The organism is Klebsiella sp. FDAARGOS_511, from assembly GCF_003812845.1.
GTDB lineage: Bacteria > Pseudomonadota > Gammaproteobacteria > Enterobacterales > Enterobacteriaceae > Klebsiella > Klebsiella grimontii.
This window is the reverse complement of sequence record NZ_CP033824.1, coordinates 2,527,427-2,544,038: the sequence shown is the minus strand read 5'-3', so window position 1 is coordinate 2,544,038 and position 16,612 is coordinate 2,527,427. Positions and strand designations below refer to the sequence as shown.

The window sequence follows — 16,612 nt, the reverse complement described above, 5'->3', positions numbered from 1 at the left end:
TATCCTTCGCGCTACCTCTTTGTTGGCTGCGGATGCGTACCCCAGTTACTTACTGATGTAAGCGCCTGGGGATTTGCATCCTTGCCGCCTCGATGTAGCGCGAATGATTTCGTGTAACAACGTATTCAACAAACCTTATTCCCTAAGAAATAAGGGAAACCGTATTACTTGGTGATACGAGCCTGTGCGTCTTTCAGCGCCTCTTCAACGGTCTGGCGACCGCTAGCGGCGTTGATCACTGCGGTACGAACGGCATACCAGAAGGCGGACATCTGCGGAATATTCGGCATGATTTCACCATTCTTGGCGTTAGCCATGGTGGCGGCGATACGCGGATCTTTTTCCAGTTTTTCCTGGAAGGATTTCAGCGCGACCGCGCCCAGCGGTTTGTCCTTGTTCACTTCATCCAGGCCCTGATCGGTCATCAGGTAGTTTTCGAGGAACTCTTTCGCCAGTTCTTTGTTCGGGCTGGCGGCGTTAATACCGGCGCTCAGTACGCCAACGAACGGTTTAGACGGGTTGCCTTTGAAGGTCGGCAGCAGGGTAACGCCGTAGTTAACCTTGCTCTTATCGATGTTAGACCACGCCCACGGACCGTTGATGGTCATCGCGGTTTCGCCTTTGTTGAATGCCGCTTCCGCGATGGAGTAGTCGGTGTCGGCGTTCATATGCTTGTTCTTAATAAGGTCGACCAGGAAGGTCAGGCCTGCTTTCGCGCCAGCGCTATCCACGCCTACGTCTTTCACGTCGTACTTGCCGTTTTCAAACTTGAACGCATAACCGCCGTCGGCGGCAATCAGCGGCCAGGTGAAGTACGGTTCTTGCAGGTTGAACATCAGCGCGCTCTTACCTTTCGCCTTCAGTTCTTTATCCAGCGCCGGGATCTCTTCCCAGGTTTTCGGCGGATTTGGCACCAGGTCTTTGTTATAGATCAGCGACAGCGCTTCGACGGCAACCGGGTAGGCAATCAGCTTGCCGTTATAGCGAACCGCGTCCCAGGTGAACGGATAGAGTTTGTCCTGGAAAGCTTTGTCCGGGGTGATTTCCGCCAACAGGCCGGACTGGGCGTAGCCGCCAAAACGGTCGTGGGCCCAGAAAATGATGTCAGGGCCGTCGCCGGTCGCAGCAACCTGCGGGAATTTCTCCTCCAGCTTATCCGGATGTTCTACGGATACTTTAATGCCGGTGTCTTTTTCAAACTTTTTACCCACTTCAGCGAGGCCGTTGTAGCCTTTGTCGCCGTTAATCCAGATAACCAGCTTACCTTCTTCGATTTTTGCGAGGGTAGAGGCGGAAAACATCATCGTGGTCAATGCAGACAGCGCGAGGATGCGAGCGCCAGTTTTGATTTTCATATACCCGTCCTATTTGGTGATGTGCTCGTGGATACACTTGAGTGGCTTAACGGTGATGAGTTTCCTTTTTTAACAACCTCTTTCCATCCTCCCCATGTCTACGCCCCATCCCCCGATTGTGTGATCTCCATAGCAGAAATGCCGGTTATGAGTCCTGGAGCACATAAAAAGGAGGCCAATTTTGCAGGCTGCATCACGAAATGGGTATCGGCCCGCCCCCCCCAGCGGCGAGACGTCATCTCTCATCCTCCCGTCTCCTCCCCCATGAAAAAGCCGGGGGGTGGAGGATTTACCAGACTAATGAATGCCGCATAGTCAGCCCATCTTGAATGTGTCGTTAAGTGACAGGTTGTAACGAAGGGAGAAGGGCATGGCGAGCGTACAGCTGCGAAATGTAACGAAAGCCTGGGGTGACGTGGTGGTATCAAAAGATATCAATCTCGAGATCCAGGATGGGGAGTTCGTCGTGTTTGTTGGGCCATCAGGCTGCGGCAAATCCACCCTGCTGCGTATGATTGCCGGGCTGGAAACGGTGACCAGCGGCGATCTGCTGATTGGCGATACCCGAATGAATGATGTTCCGCCCGCCGAGCGCGGTATCGGGATGGTGTTTCAGTCTTATGCACTTTACCCCCATCTTTCCGTCGCGGAAAACATGTCTTTTGGCCTGAAGCTGGCCGGCGCCAAAAAAGAGCTGATTAACCAACGCGTGACTCAGGTGGCGGAAGTGCTGCAGCTGGCTCACCTGCTGGAGCGTAAACCGAAAGCGCTTTCCGGCGGTCAGCGCCAGCGCGTGGCGATTGGTCGTACCCTGGTGGCTGAACCGCGCGTTTTCCTGCTGGATGAACCGCTCTCTAACCTCGATGCCGCGCTGCGCGTACAGATGCGTATTGAGATTTCCCGTCTGCATAAGCGTCTTGGCCGCACAATGATTTACGTGACCCACGACCAGGTCGAAGCGATGACCCTCGCCGACAAGATTGTGGTGCTGGACGCCGGTCGCGTCGCGCAGGTCGGCAAGCCTCTCGAACTCTATCACTACCCGGCGGATCGCTTCGTCGCGGGCTTTATCGGCTCGCCGAAGATGAACTTCCTGCCGGTCAAAGTCACCGCTACCGCCATTGAGCAGGTGCAGGTGGAGCTACCGAACCGTCAGCAGGTCTGGCTGCCGGTGGACAGCGCCCGCGTTCAGGTCGGCGCCAATATGTCTTTAGGTATTCGCCCGGAACATCTGCTGCCCAGCGATATCGCCGACGTCACCCTTGAAGGTGAAGTTCAGGTGGTCGAACAGCTCGGCCACGAAACGCAAATTCATATCCAGATCCCATCCATCCGTCAAAACCTGGTTTACCGCCAGAACGACGTGGTGCTGGTAGAAGAGGGAGCCACATTCGCCATCGGTTTGCCGCCGGAGCGCTGCCATTTATTCCGTGAGGATGGCACCGCTTGTCGTCGGCTGCATAAAGAGCCGGGCGTGTAGGGCTTCTAACTAAAAAAAAAACACAAAACCATTCGCGCTGCATCGAGGCGGCAAGGGAATGAATCCCTGGGAGCGTACAAAAGTACGTGACCAGGGTGAGTGAGCGCAGCCAACAAAGAGGCAGCCCGAAGGGTGAAGTGTTCAAAGAAAAGCAATGATCTCAGGAGATAGAATGATGATTACTCTGCGCAAACTTCCACTGGCGGTCGCCGTTGCGGCAGGCGTTATGTCTGCTCAGGCGCTGGCCGTTGATTTCCACGGTTATGCCCGTTCTGGTATCGGCTGGACCGGCAGCGGCGGTGAGCAACAGTGCTTCCAGGCAACCGGCGCTCAAAGTAAATACCGTCTGGGTAACGAATGTGAAACCTATGCGGAACTGAAGCTGGGCCAGGAAGTATGGAAAGAAGGTGATAAGAGCTTCTACTTCGATACCAACGTCGCCTACTCTGTGTCACAGCAGAACGACTGGGAATCCACCAGTCCGGCATTCCGTGAAGCTAACGTGCAGGGTAAAAACCTGATCGAATGGTTGCCAGGTTCCACCATCTGGGCCGGTAAGCGCTTCTACCAGCGTCATGACGTTCATATGATCGACTTCTACTACTGGGATATTTCTGGTCCTGGTGCGGGTATTGAAAACATCGATCTGGGCTTCGGTAAACTCTCTCTGGCAGCAACGCGTTCTTCTGAATCCGGCGGCTCCGGCACCTTCGCCGATCGCGACGAGTTCGGTAATCGCGTCTATGACAATATCGTGCCGAACGATGTATTCGACGTGCGTTTGGCCGGTCTGGAAACTAACCCGGGCGGTACGCTGGAACTGGGCGTTGACTACGGCCACACTAACATCCCTGATGATTATTCTCTGCAGCCGGGCGCTTCCAAAGACGGCTGGATGCTTACCGCTGAGCATACTCAGAGCATGCTGAAAGGCTTTAACAAATTTGTTCTGCAGTATGCAACTGACTCTATGACTTCCAGCGGTAAAGGCGTTCCGCAAGGTGGCAGCATTAATAACGATGGATCTATGTGGCGCGTGTTGGACCACGGTGCGATCTCTCTGGGCGATAGCTGGGATCTGATGTACGTCGGTATGTACCAGGATATCGACCGCGACAACAACAATGGTACCCAGTGGTGGACCGTCGGCGTTCGTCCAATGTACAAGTGGACGCCTATCATGAGCACCCTGATGGAAATCGGCTACGACAACGTCAAATCTCAACGCACCAGCGATCGTAACAGCCAGTATAAAGTGACTCTGGCACAGCAGTGGCAGGCTGGTGACAGCATCTGGTCCCGTCCGGCAATCCGCGTATTCGCAACGTACGCTAAATGGGATGAGAAATGGGGCTATAACGATAGCGGCGTAGCGTACAACGACACCAGCGCTAAAACCTTTAGCCGTGGCGATAGCGACGAGTGGACCTTCGGTGCCCAGATGGAAATCTGGTGGTAATTGAGCCTGACCGTTCGTAACTAAAAGAGGGGCGCAAGCCCCTCTATCTTAGGCCCAGCGCGCTATTGCCTGGCTACCGCTCGGCCATCGGAATTGAGGTGATAACAATGAAAATGAAGAAAAGTCTCGTTGCCCTCTGCCTGTCCGTCGGCCTGATGGCCTGCGTACCCGCAGTCAGTTTTGCTGATGTTAATTTCGTGCCGCAGAACACCTCTGCCGCGCCGTCGATTCCGGCCTCCGCGTTGCAGCAGTTGACCTGGACTCCGGTCGATCAATCCAAAACGCAGACGACAAAGCTCGCCGTGGCCGGACAGACGCTCAGTGTCCCCGGTATCAGCGGCCCGGTCGCCGCATACAGCGTTCCGGCGAATATTGGCGAGCTCAATATTACGTTAACCAGCGAAGTGGAAAAACAAACTGCGGTATATGCGCCGAACGTGCTGATTCTTGACCAAAATATGACGCCATCCGCGTTTTTCCCCAGCAGCTACTTCACTTATCTTGAACCGGGAGTGATGAGTTCAGATCGTCTGGAAGGCGTAATGCGCCTGACTCCGGCGCTGGGACAGCAGAAAATTTATGTGCTGGTTTTTACCACGCCGCAGGATTTGCAGCAGACCACTAAATTAATCGATCCGGCGAAGGCTTACGCCAAAGGTACCGGCAATGCGGTGCCGGATATTCCGGATCCCATCGCGAAACACGTTACAGACGGCACCATTAGCCTGAAGGTGAAAACCTCTACCGGCTCCAGCGTGCTGGTTGGCCCGTTGTTTGGTTCGTCAGGTCCGGGGCCCGTTACCGTCGGTAATACCGCTGCTCCTGCCTATAGCGCGCCGGTTGTCGCGCCGGCCCCGGCTCCGGCGGCGAAAAGCGAACCGATGCTTGATGACACCGAAACCTATTTCAACAACGGCATTAAGCAGGCGGTTGCGAAAGGCGATATCGATAAAGCCCTGAAATTGATGAACGAAGCTGAACGTCTTGGCTCGAAATCTGCTCGTTCCACCTTTATCAGCAGTGTAAAAGGCAAGGGGTGACCGTCTCCCCGCAATGCTGATGTTTAGGCACAGCCTTTAGGTGCGTCCGTCAGGGCGCACTTTTTTTTAGCGCGCCGCAGCCTCTGTTGCACGGCTGTTGCGCGGATGATCGTATATTGACGTTTGCCCGCCCCCGATGCCCCATTCTGCGATACAATACCTTCACGTTATGTACCGGAGATTCAGGCATGCCACATCCTGCGCTTACGCAACTGCGTGCGCTGCATTATTTTGCCGCTATGCCCCCGCTGGATGCGCATCTGCGCGACTGGTTATTGCTGGAAGACTCAATGACCAAACGCTTTGAGCAGCAGGGGAAGAAAGTCAGCGTCATCATGGTTAACGAAGGTTTTGTTGGACGCGACGCGCTGGCCGGTGAGGCGCCCCTGTTACCGAGCGAACCCCGCTACTGGCTGCGGGAAATCATTCTTTGCGCCAACGGTGAACCCTGGCTGGCCGGGCGCACGATAGTGCCCGAATCAACGCTGAGCGGCCCCGAACTGGCGCTGCAACAGCTGGGGCAAACGCCGTTGGGCCGCTATCTCTTCACGTCATCGACGCTAACCCGCGATTTTATTGAAATTGGTCGTCATGCAGAGCTGTGGGGACGTCGTTCCCGTCTCCGGTTGAGCGGCAAACCGCTGCTGCTGACGGAACTGTTTTTGCCTGCATCGCCGTTGTATTAAGAGGAAAATGAAATGGAGTGGAGTCTGACGCAGAACAAGCTGCTGGCGTTTCACCGCCTGATGCGTACTGACAAACCGATTGGCGCGCTGCTGCTGCTGTGGCCGACGCTGTGGGCGCTGTGGGTGGCGACGCCGGGGATACCGCCGCTATGGATCCTCGCCGTTTTCGTCGCCGGCGTCTGGCTGATGCGCGCCGCAGGCTGCGTGGTCAACGATTATGCCGATCGCAAGTTTGACGGCCACGTCAAACGGACGGCCCACCGCCCGTTGCCGAGCGGCGACGTGAGCGAAAAGGAGGCGCGGACGCTGTTTGTCGTGCTGGTGCTGCTTTCGTTCCTGCTGGTGTTGACCCTGAACACCATGACCATTTTGCTGTCGGTAGCGGCGCTGGCGCTGGCATGGGTATATCCGTTTATGAAGCGCTATACCCACCTGCCGCAGGTAGTACTGGGCGCGGCGTTCGGCTGGTCGATCCCGATGGCCTTTTCGGCGGTCAGCGAATCGCTGCCGCTGAGCTGCTGGCTGATGTTCCTCGCCAATATCCTGTGGGCGGTGGCCTACGATACCCAGTATGCGATGGTCGATCGTGATGATGACGTCAAAATCGGTATTAAATCGACGGCGATTCTCTTTGGCGACAACGATCGCTTAATCATCGGCATTTTACAGGTGGCGGTGCTGGCCCTGATGGCGGCGGTAGGCTGGCTGAGCGGGCTGGGCTGGGAGTATTACTGGTCGTTGTTTATCGCCGCGGCGCTGTTCGCCTGGCAGCAGAAGCTAATATTTAAACGCGAACGCGATGCCTGCTTTAAGGCGTTTATGAACAATAACTACGTTGGGCTGGTGCTGTTTCTTGGTCTGGCGATGGGATATATGCAGTAGTTCTTCCCGGCTTGCGGCATAAACGCCTTAGCCGGGCTACAAAACCGCATGGGCCGGTAGCCCGGCGCAAGCCGGGACATCTCTTTAAACGTTACGCTTCATCCTGGGTAACGCTTTCAATCGTTAACCGCACATCCGAAGTAATCAGATCCGCCAGCATGCGGTAGATCTTCAACGTCTCTTCCGGCTCGGCGTCCCCGGTATCGCTGATATAGCCTTCGTCGCGCAGGGTCAGCACCAGCGTGCTGAACACCGCCTTATCGAAGAACTCCGGCGCGTTGATGCCGTGCAGAACGGACAGGCGCTGCGCCACGGTGCGGCTCTCTTTCTCCAGCGAACTGCGGTTGATTGACGGGTTAGCGCTCAGCAGCCAGAAGGTAATGGCGTAGCGCTGCAGCGTTTCGCGCGCGCCTGCGGCCAGCAGCTGCAGAGAACGGGCGTGAGACGGATTAACGCTCACCTCATCGTTGTTCAGGGCGATCAGACCCTGACGCTGCATCTCGGCGATCAGCGCATCGACGACGCCCGCCAGCTCCGCTTTTTCCCAACGCAGGAATAGCTCGGCCTTGAGGAACGGATAGAACATCTCAACGTGACGCAGAATTTCGGCGCGGGTAATGCGACGATGCTGAGTGACGATGGCGGCTAACAGCGACGGCATCACCAGCATATGGGCGATGTTGTTGCGGTAATAAGTCATCAGGACGGCCTGCTCGCGCGGCAGAATGATGATATCGCCAATGGTGTCTTTCTCGACTTCGAACTTGTTCATCTGCAGCGCGTGGTCGATAAGCTCGCTGGCTGAGGCCGCAGGCGTGGTCGCATCCGCTGAATATGGCACGTTGCGCAGCAGGGCGAGATAGCACTCCAGCTGCTCGGTGAGCTGCTCGCGGGTCAGTGAGCGTTGACGCGATGCCAGCAGCGCGGTACAGCACAGGTTCATGGCGTTAGCCGCGCCGGCATTGTTGATGCGTACCATCAGATCCGAGGCGATGTTATTCACCGTCGGCGTCAGCCAGGAAGGACGGACCGCTTCGATAGGGTCGATAGACTCGCGCCAGTCCGGCACATGCTGGTTCAGATAGGTCATCAGCGGCAGCGGTTCGCCGAAGTTAACGTAGCCCTGGCCGAGATTGCGCAGCTTGCTCAAGCCGCGCAGCATCTGCGGCAGACTCTCTTTCTCTTTTGTCGCGCCGCGCAGCTCTTTGGCGTAGGTGCCGACCTCCATCACGTGCTCGTAGCCGATGTAAATCGGCACCAGGGTGATAGGGCGATTACCGCCGCGCAGCATTGCCTGGATGGTCATCGACAGGGTGCCGGTTTTCGGATCCAGCAGACGACCAGTACGTGAACGCCCGCCCTCCACGAAGTACTCCACCGAATAGCCGCGGCTGAACAGCTCGCCAAGATATTCGCGAAATACGGTTGAGTAGAGCTTATTGCCCTTGAACGTGCGACGAATAAAGAACGCGCCGCCGCGACGGAAGATCGGCCCGGCGGGCCAGAAGTTCAGGTTGATGCCGGCAGCGATATGCGGCGGCACCAGGCCCTGATGATAAATGACGTAAGAGAGCAGCAGATAGTCCATATGGCTGCGGTGGCATGGGACGTAGACTATCTCGTGGCCTTCGTGCGCCAGCTGACGGACACGCTCGGCGTTATGGACGTTGATGCCCTGATACAACCGGTTCCAGGTAAAGCCCAGCACGCGGTCTGTCAGGCGAATCATCTCGTAGGAGAAGTTTGCCGCGATCTCTTCCATCAGAGCGATAGCGTTTTGCTGCGCCTTTTCATGAGAAATCTTCTTGCTGCGCGCTTCGTCTTCTACCGCACGGGCAATGGCTTTCGACGCCAGCAGTTTATTAAACAGATCCTGGCGCGCGGGGAGGCGCGGGCCGACCGCCGCCAGACGCTGACGGGCGAAGTGCATGCGCGCCACGCGGGCCAGCTTCTGGGCGATGGTTTTATCGGTACCGTGTTCGTCCGCCATCTTACGCAGCGAGACCGAAGGCGAGAAACGGACGAAGCTATCGCGGCCCAGCCACAGAACGGCGAAGAATTTTTGAATGCCGTTGAGCATACGCAGCGGCGGGTTAACCTCGCCTTTTTCACGCCCCGGCGCGCGACCGAACATCACCGAAACCGGCACCATCTGCACGTCAAGATCGGGATGATTGCGGTGCAAATCCAGATAGTCGTGAAAGAGCTTGATAGACTCTTCTTTCGGCGTGTAATAGGTGAACACGCGCGGCCCGCCGTGGATAAATACGTAGCGCGGAAGCAGGGCGCCGTCGATCTCGAGCGGCTCCAGCGGGTCCGGTAACTCATGTTCCAGACATTGCGCGCGCAGCGTCAGCAGGTCCGCCTTCGAATTGTAGGGCAGGACGTACATAATAGGACGCGAGGTATCCAGGCCTAATTCCTGCGCAGGTTGCGCCGGAATCGACTTGCTTTTTACCAGCGCCCTTAATGGTAAATTCAGTAATTTATAGTAAATTCGTTGCCAGCCAGACATAGACGATGTGAAGCCTCTGGTTAATCATGCAAATGCGCCGCAAGAATAACAGAAAGTGCGCAAAATTTCCGTTGTAACGCGGCAAACGCGTACACTCATTGACGTCATTTACATAAAAAGGTTTGTTTGATGGCCAATAATACCACTGGGTTAACCCGAATTATTAAAGCTGCCGGGTATTCCTGGAAAGGATTCCGTGCGGCGTGGGTCAATGAGGCCGCATTTCGTCAGGAAGGCATCGCGGCCGTCATTGCCGTGGCGATCGCCTGCTGGTTGGACGTCGATGCTATCACGCGGGTGCTGCTCATTAGCTCGGTCCTGCTAGTGATGATAGTTGAAATTATCAATAGCGCGATTGAGGCGGTGGTTGACCGTATCGGTCCCGAACATCATGAGCTTTCGGGGCGAGCGAAAGATATGGGATCGGCGGCAGTTCTGCTGGCGATTATCATCGCGCTGATCGCATGGGGAACGCTGCTGTGGGCGAACTACCGCTAAGTCTTGTCGTAGCTGCTCGCAAAACGGAAAGAAACTCCTGATTTTTGTGTGAAATGTGGTTCCAAAATCACCGTTAGCTGTATATACTCACAGCATAACTGTATATACACCCAGGGGGCGGAATGAAAGCGTTAACGACCAGGCAGCAAGAGGTGTTTGATCTCATTCGGGATCATATCAGCCAGACGGGCATGCCGCCGACGCGTGCGGAGATTGCTCAGCGCTTGGGGTTTCGCTCCCCAAACGCGGCGGAAGAGCACCTGAAAGCGCTGGCGCGTAAAGGCGCAATCGAGATCGTTTCCGGCGCCTCCCGCGGAATTCGTCTGCTGACGGAAGAAGAAACCGGTCTGCCGCTTATCGGCCGCGTCGCGGCAGGTGAGCCGCTGCTGGCCCAGCAGCATATCGAAGGTCACTATCAGGTCGATCCGGCTATGTTTAAGCCGAATGCTGATTTTCTGCTGCGCGTTAGCGGTATGTCGATGAAAGACATCGGTATTCTTGATGGCGACCTGCTGGCCGTCCATAAAACGCAGGATGTGCGCAATGGTCAGGTAGTTGTGGCGCGCATCGACGAAGAAGTGACCGTGAAGCGTCTGAAAAAACAGGGTAACGTCGTGGAACTGCTGCCGGAAAACAGCGAATTCTCGCCGATTGTGGTCGACCTTCGCGAACAAAGTTTTACTATTGAAGGCCTGGCCGTCGGCGTTATCCGCAACGGCAACTGGCAATAATCTCTTCATCTCGCGGCATCATCATCTGAAGCATGATGCTGCGTCGTTTTTCCTCATTTAGGCGCTTTCTCCATGCTTTTTAACGCCGCCGACAAAGCCCTGTGGCGCTTAGCGCTGCCCATGATCTTCTCCAATATCACCGTTCCGCTGCTGGGGCTGGTGGATACCGCCGTTATTGGCCATCTCGACAGCCCGGTTTATCTGGGCGGCGTGGCGGTTGGCGCAACGGCGACCAGCTTCCTCTTTATGCTGCTCCTTTTCCTGCGCATGAGTACCACCGGGCTAACGGCACAGGCGTTTGGTGCCAGGGATCCGCAGCGGCTGGCGCGCGCGCTGGTGCAGCCGCTGGGCCTGGCGCTGGCCGCCGGGCTGGCGATTGTGCTTTTCAGGATCCCGTTGATAAACCTGGCGCTGCACATTGTGGGCGGCAGCGAAGCCGTGCTTGAACAGGCCAGGCGTTTCCTTGAGATCCGCTGGCTAAGCGCACCGGCCTCGCTGGCGAACCTGGTCCTGCTGGGCTGGCTGCTGGGCGTGCAGTACGCCAGAGCGCCGGTGATCCTGCTGGTGGTCGGCAACGTCCTCAACATTGTGCTCGATTTATGGCTGGTGATGGGCCTGCATATGAACGTGCAGGGGGCTGCACTGGCGACGGTCACCGCAGAATACGTCACTTTCTTTATTGGTCTGCTGATGGCGAGACGCGTGCTGGCGCTGCGCGGCGTTTCCCTGTCGATGCTGAAAAATGCCTGGCGCGGCGATATACGCCGCCTGCTGGCGCTGAATCGCGACATCATGCTGCGCTCGCTGCTGCTACAGCTCTGCTTCGGGGCGGTGACGGTATTTGGCGCCCGCCTCGGCGCCGATGTCGTCGCGGTCAATGCGGTCCTCATGACGATGCTGACCTTTACCGCCTATGCGCTGGACGGTTTTGCCTATGCCGTTGAGGCGCACTCCGGGCAGGCCTACGGCGCGCGCGACGACAGCCAGCTGCTTGCGGTCTGGCATGCGGCCTGCCGCCAGTCGGGGATGGTGGCGCTGGGGTTTGCGCTGATTTACGGCCTTGCCGGTGAACAGATTATCGCGTTGCTGACCTCGCTGCCTTCGCTGCAGCAGTTGGCCGACCGCTATCTGGTCTGGCAGATGATCCTGCCGGTCATCGGCGTCTGGTGTTACCTGCTGGACGGCATGTTTATCGGCGCGACGCGCGGCGCGGAGATGCGCAACAGCATGGCGGTCGCAGCAGCAGGGTTTGCCCTGACGCTGTTTACCGTACCGGTGCTCGGTAACCACGGGCTGTGGCTGGCGCTGACGATATTTCTCGCCCTGCGCGGCGCTTCCCTGGCGGTTATCTGGCGGCGCCACTGGCAGCGCGGAACCTGGTTTTCGTAATGCCTTTGGCTCATCTGATGGTTAAAGATTCCGAATAATAAATCTTACTCAGAATACTCATCTATAGTTAAGTCATGTCCGGCACACAGCGGGCTGTTCATTCACCGAACGATCACCGAACGATGAGGAATGCATGATGAATAAAGACGAAATCGGCGGTAACTGGAAACAGTTCAAAGGTAAAGCGAAAGAAAAATGGGGCAAGCTGACCGACGATGACATGACCGTCATTGAAGGCAAACGCGACCAGCTGGTGGGCAGAATTCAGGAACGTTACGGTTACGCAAAAGACCAGGCAGAGAAAGAAGTGACCGACTGGGAAACTAAAAACGACTATCGCTGGTAGCGAAAACGCCGTGTTTTAACCCCTTACTATTGTCTGCCCTAACGATTTATACCCTAAATAATGCGAGTTGCAGGACAAGGCACTCGTGCTTTGAACAGCGCTTGCGCTGTCCCCGAAGGGCGAAGCTCATGGATGAGCCGAGTACCAAAGCCAACGCACATGCAACTTGAAGTATGACGGGTATACACCCTTGATTCCCGCTGCGGCTACCGCCTCAGCGGGCTTTCTTTTTGATCTGAATGGTATGGTCGTGGTGGCAATGGCCCGGCGTACTGCAGGACTCAACCTCGACGCAGGCGGCGCACAGGCCGTGAGCCTCAATGACGTTGTGGCGCAGGGCGAATCCCATTCTTGCCGCCAGCGTATGCATAATATCTTCGACGCCTTCCGCACACTCTTCTTTGACGCCACCGCAGCGGTCGCAGATAAACATCGCCGAGCTGTGGGTAGGCTGATCGAAAAGGTGACACAGTACGTAGCTATTGGTGGATTCCACCTTATGTACGAACCCTTGCTCCAGTAAAAACTCCAGCGCCCGGTATACCGTTGGCGGTTTCGCCTGAGGTTCTTTATCACGAAGGAGATCGAGCAGATCGTAGGCGCTGATTGCCCCTTGCTGTAGGCTCATCAAACGCAATACTTCGAGGCGCTGCGGGGTCAGGCGCACGCCACGCTGCGCGCACAGCTTTTCAGCATGCGCTAACATTTGTTGCGAAGTGGTCTTATCCATGAGCGTCCTCTGGTTGCGTGAATCTGAAACTGTTACTTTATCACGATACCGGTAAAACGCCGAGACCCGGCGGGATATAGCCGTCACACTTCATGTGACATGTGCGTTGGTCGCCCCGGTCATGCGCTCTCGGGGCGCGCTATCTTGCCGCCTTATGCTATACCTGAAGCATCTCATTTTCGGGAGAAAACGATGAAACGACCTGATTGCATACGACACTGGCGTGAACTGGAAGGTGCGGATGATTCCACCTATCCCGACAGTACTGAGCTTTTCTCCATCGGCGCGCCGCTGGCGCGCGGCCTGCGACTGAATCGTCTGGGGATCCACCATGAACGTCTGCCGCCCGGGCGTCGTACCTCCTACCCGCATGCGGAAAGCGATGAAGAAGAGTTCATCTACGTGCTGGACGGCTATCCTGAGGTGTGGATTAACGGCTACCTCTGGAAGTTGGAGCCGGGGGATAGCGTCGGTTTTCCTGCTGGAACCGGCATTTGCCATACCTTCCTCAATAACACCGAGCAGGAGGTGCGGCTGTTAGTCGTTGGCGAGGCAAACAAGAAATTCAATCGCATCTACTACCCGCTGAACCCAGGCTATGCCGCCACGCGTCAGGATCGCTGGGTTGACCATCCGCCGCAGTTTTTTGGCCCTCACGACGGGAAGCCGCGGAAAATATAGCGTTTATTGCGGGATAAAAAAGGTGAGCGCTGACGCTATGCGTCAGTGGTTTATCTTTATGCTATAGTAGCGCCCCTTTTTACCCGGATGCTTATTTATTCGCCATGATGTCAGAATCAACGCCTACTGCTTTCGCCGCTCACCGTTTTTCCATCGCGCCGATGCTCGACTGGACCGATAGACACTGCCGTTATTTTCTGCGTCAGCTGTCGCGCCATACGCTGCTGTATACCGAAATGGTGACCACCGGTGCGATTATTCACGGCAAGGGCGATTATCTGGCCTACAGCGAAGAAGAACATCCGGTCGCCCTGCAGCTCGGCGGCAGCGATCCGGCTGCGCTGGCGCACTGCGCGAAGCTGGCGCAGGCGCGCGGCTACGATGAAATTAACCTCAACGTCGGCTGCCCGTCAGATCGCGTGCAGAACGGTATGTTTGGCGCTTGCCTGATGGGGAATGCGCAGCTGGTTGCCGACTGCATTAAAGCGATGCGCGACGTCGTGTCGATCCCGGTCACGGTAAAAACCCGTATCGGCATTGATGACCAGGACAGCTACGCGTTTCTGTGTGATTTTATCGAAACGGTATCCGGGAAAGGCGAATGCGAGATGTTTATCATCCACGCGCGCAAAGCCTGGCTTTCAGGTCTGAGTCCAAAGGAAAACCGCGAGATCCCGCCGCTGGATTATCCGCGCGTCTACCAGCTTAAACGTGATTTCCCGCATCTGACCATGGCGATTAACGGCGGCATTAAGTCGCTGGAAGAGGCAAAGCTGCATCTTGCGCATATGGACGGCGTGATGGTCGGCCGCGAGGCTTATCAGAATCCGGGCATTCTGGCCTCGGTGGATCGGGAGATTTTCGGCGTGGAAGGCGTCGATGCCGATCCGGTCTCCGTGGTCCGGGCGATGTATCCCTACATCGAGCGCGAGCTTAGCAACGGGACTTATCTCGGACATGTGACGCGTCATATGCTGGGGCTGTTTCAGGGGATACCTGGCGCGCGCCAGTGGCGTCGCTATCTGAGCGAAAATGCGCATAAAGCCGGGGCGGATATCAACGTGTTGGAACAGGCGCTGAAGCTGGTTGCCGATAAGCGTTAGTTTTTCGCTAAAACTTGGTCAAATTCACCACGCCCTGCACGTTTCGTGTTGGGCGTTTTTGTTTTTATTCAATAGCTTATATTTGGCACGATTTTTGTAACATCCGGCAAGGTAGATAAATTTCTTTAGGGGAAAGACGATGCTGGAACTCTTATTTGTTATTGGCTTTTTTGTCATGCTGTTGGTCACCGGCGTGTCGCTGCTGGGCATAATTGCCGCGATTGTGGTCGCGACCGCACTGATGTTTGTCGGCGGTCTGTTTGCATTAATGATTAAACTGCTGCCGTGGCTGCTGCTGGCCGTTATCGTGGTTTGGCTGATTCGGGCGATAAAATCGCCAGCCGCGAACCGCTATCGCGGTAATAACCGCTGGCGTTACTAAGGTATTGAGCGGTATGTCACAACCTGAAGATTTTTGCATAAAACAGCGTAGGCTTTGCTTATTAAATCTGTCACTATTAGCGGGTTAACGAATTCATCGCGCTGTACCCTACATACAGCCGAACAAAAAAAAGTAAGGGCTTCCCATGTGGAAGCCCTAAACTTTTCTTCTTTTCCCGTCATACTTCAGGCTACAGGGGCGTTGGTTGCTTGCATTCACCCCAATCACTTACTGTTGTAAGCTCCTGGGGATTCATTCACTTACCATCTTCCTGTAGCCCGAATTATTTAGGGAAAAGCCATAACTATGGCAAGAGCAAACTTGAACCCTGCGTCGCCCGGCTTTCCAGCACCTCATGCGCGCGCCTGGCGTCGGTTAACGCATATTTTTGACTCTCCGCGACATCCACTTTTATCACGCCGCTGGCGATCAGCGAGAACAGCTCGTTGCTGGCTTCCGTCAGCTCGTCACGCGTGGTGATATAGCCCTGCAGAGAAGGGCGGGTGACGTACAGCGAACCCTTTTGATTGAGGATCCCGAGGTTGACGCCGGTCACCGGGCCGGAAGAATTGCCAAAGCTCACCATCAGCCCCCGACGCTGCAGGCAGTCAAGTGAGGCTTCCCAGGTATCTTTACCGACTGAATCATACACCACGTGGACTTTCTTACCGTCGGTGATCTCTTTCAGGCGCTCGACGATATTCTCTTCGCGATAGTTAATGATCTGCCAGGCGCCGGCCTGTTTAGCGCGTTCAGCTTTTTGCGCGCTGCCGACGGTACCGATTAGCTTCGCGCCCAGCGCTTTGGCCCACTGGCAGGCGATGAGCCCGACGCCGCCGGCCGCTGCATGAAACAGGAACGGCTCGCCCGCTTTGATCTCGTAGGTTTTCCGCAGCAGGTAATAGACCGTGAGCCCTTTCAGGAATGAGGCCGCCGCCTGCTCGAAAGAGATCGCGTCCGGCAAAATAGCGGCCTTATCGGCGGGGACATTGTGGACAGTGCTATAGGCTCCTAGCGCCGATTGTGCGTAGACCACCCGATCGCCGGCTTTAATATGCTTCACGCCGCTGCCAACTTTGCTCACCACGCCAGCGGCTTCGGTGCCCAGACCGCTCGGCAATGATGGTGGTGGGTAGAGGCCGCTGCGGATATAGGTATCAATGTAGTTGATGCCGATGGCCTTATTCTCTACCTGAATTTCGTGCTCTGCGGGATCTTTCGGCGTGAACTCTACCGCTTGCAGAACTTCAGGCCCTCCGTGCTGGTGAAATTCAATTCGTGTTGCCATGCTTCCTCCAGAAATGTGGTAATCTTTCGACCCATTCACTATCTCGG

16 protein-coding genes are annotated in these 16,612 nt (G+C 56.0%); 12 read left to right on the top strand and 4 right to left on the bottom strand.

The genetic code is table 11. The features are described from left to right. Positions 1 to 164 precede the first annotated feature (164 nt). Positions 165 to 1,355: a maltose/maltodextrin ABC transporter substrate-binding protein MalE gene (malE, locus tag EGY08_RS13235; protein ID WP_123828571.1), complete on the bottom strand. Its 1,191-nt coding sequence runs from the start codon at positions 1,353 to 1,355 to the stop codon at positions 165 to 167. 370 nt (positions 1,356 to 1,725) lie between these two features. On the opposite strand from malE, the gene malK reads away from it, so the two are divergent. The 5 genes from malK to ubiA all read left to right on the top strand — a co-directional run bounded on the left by malK (position 1,726) and on the right by ubiA (position 6,902). Further along, positions 1,726 to 2,835 (top strand): maltose/maltodextrin ABC transporter ATP-binding protein MalK, encoded by a 1,110-nt coding sequence (malK, locus tag EGY08_RS13225; protein WP_004097762.1) that lies wholly within the window; start codon positions 1,726 to 1,728, stop codon positions 2,833 to 2,835. Positions 2,836 to 3,007: 172 nt separating this feature from the next. Further along, a complete protein-coding gene (locus tag EGY08_RS13220; RefSeq protein ID WP_004097765.1) occupies positions 3,008 to 4,294 on the top strand; it encodes a maltoporin in 1,287 nt (428 codons plus the stop codon). Between the two features lie 107 nt (positions 4,295 to 4,401). After that, complete coding sequence (malM, locus tag EGY08_RS13215; RefSeq protein ID WP_004097766.1) at positions 4,402 to 5,334, top strand: maltose operon protein MalM; 933 nt, start codon at positions 4,402 to 4,404, stop codon at positions 5,332 to 5,334. Positions 5,335 to 5,522: 188 nt separating this feature from the next. Beyond that, positions 5,523 to 6,020 carry a chorismate lyase gene (ubiC, locus tag EGY08_RS13210; RefSeq protein WP_014227537.1) on the top strand — a complete coding sequence of 166 codons (498 nt, stop codon included), beginning with the start codon at positions 5,523 to 5,525 and terminating at the stop codon, positions 6,018 to 6,020. Between the two features lie 12 nt (positions 6,021 to 6,032). Next, on the top strand, positions 6,033 to 6,902 hold the full coding sequence (ubiA, locus tag EGY08_RS13205) for a 4-hydroxybenzoate octaprenyltransferase (RefSeq protein WP_004127792.1): 870 nt from the start codon (positions 6,033 to 6,035) through the stop codon (positions 6,900 to 6,902). A 91-nt stretch (positions 6,903 to 6,993) separates the two neighbouring features. Here the strand turns inward: ubiA and plsB are convergent, their stop codons facing one another. Continuing rightward, positions 6,994 to 9,417 carry a glycerol-3-phosphate 1-O-acyltransferase PlsB gene (gene plsB / locus EGY08_RS13200; RefSeq protein WP_004127795.1) on the bottom strand — a complete coding sequence of 808 codons (2,424 nt, stop codon included), beginning with the start codon at positions 9,415 to 9,417 and terminating at the stop codon, positions 6,994 to 6,996. Positions 9,418 to 9,546: 129 nt separating this feature from the next. Between plsB and EGY08_RS13195 the strand changes: the two genes are divergently transcribed. The 4 genes from EGY08_RS13195 (at position 9,547) to EGY08_RS13180 (ending at position 12,381) form a co-directional block, all read left to right on the top strand. Continuing rightward, a complete protein-coding gene (locus EGY08_RS13195) occupies positions 9,547 to 9,915 on the top strand; it encodes a diacylglycerol kinase (RefSeq protein ID WP_004127797.1) in 369 nt (122 codons plus the stop codon). A 122-nt stretch (positions 9,916 to 10,037) separates the two neighbouring features. Beyond that, a complete protein-coding gene (gene lexA / locus EGY08_RS13190) occupies positions 10,038 to 10,646 on the top strand; it encodes a transcriptional repressor LexA (protein ID WP_004097774.1) in 609 nt (202 codons plus the stop codon). Positions 10,647 to 10,718: 72 nt separating this feature from the next. Next, complete coding sequence (gene dinF / locus EGY08_RS13185; protein ID WP_123828570.1) at positions 10,719 to 12,035, top strand: MATE family efflux transporter DinF; 1,317 nt, start codon at positions 10,719 to 10,721, stop codon at positions 12,033 to 12,035. 136 nt (positions 12,036 to 12,171) lie between these two features. Continuing rightward, positions 12,172 to 12,381: a CsbD family protein gene (locus EGY08_RS13180; protein WP_004137568.1), complete on the top strand. Its 210-nt coding sequence runs from the start codon at positions 12,172 to 12,174 to the stop codon at positions 12,379 to 12,381. A 214-nt stretch (positions 12,382 to 12,595) separates the two neighbouring features. Here the strand turns inward: EGY08_RS13180 and zur are convergent, their stop codons facing one another. Beyond that, complete coding sequence (zur, locus tag EGY08_RS13175; RefSeq protein ID WP_004127803.1) at positions 12,596 to 13,111, bottom strand: zinc uptake transcriptional repressor Zur; 516 nt, start codon at positions 13,109 to 13,111, stop codon at positions 12,596 to 12,598. Between the two features lie 192 nt (positions 13,112 to 13,303). Here zur and EGY08_RS13170 point away from each other — a divergent pair, with 192 nt between their 5' ends. From EGY08_RS13170 to pspG, 3 genes are all read left to right on the top strand, one after another. Further along, positions 13,304 to 13,792, top strand: coding sequence for a cupin domain-containing protein (locus tag EGY08_RS13170; RefSeq protein ID WP_004127806.1), 489 nt, complete (start codon positions 13,304 to 13,306; stop codon positions 13,790 to 13,792). A 104-nt stretch (positions 13,793 to 13,896) separates the two neighbouring features. Then, positions 13,897 to 14,895 (top strand): tRNA dihydrouridine(20/20a) synthase DusA, encoded by a 999-nt coding sequence (gene dusA / locus EGY08_RS13165; protein WP_123828569.1) that lies wholly within the window; start codon positions 13,897 to 13,899, stop codon positions 14,893 to 14,895. 139 nt (positions 14,896 to 15,034) lie between these two features. Continuing rightward, positions 15,035 to 15,277 carry an envelope stress response protein PspG gene (gene pspG / locus EGY08_RS13160; RefSeq protein WP_004127810.1) on the top strand — a complete coding sequence of 81 codons (243 nt, stop codon included), beginning with the start codon at positions 15,035 to 15,037 and terminating at the stop codon, positions 15,275 to 15,277. 304 nt (positions 15,278 to 15,581) lie between these two features. On the opposite strand, the gene EGY08_RS13155 is transcribed toward pspG, so the two are convergent. After that, positions 15,582 to 16,565, bottom strand: coding sequence for a quinone oxidoreductase (locus tag EGY08_RS13155; RefSeq protein WP_004127812.1), 984 nt, complete (start codon positions 16,563 to 16,565; stop codon positions 15,582 to 15,584). Between the last annotated feature and the right edge of the window lie 47 nt (positions 16,566 to 16,612).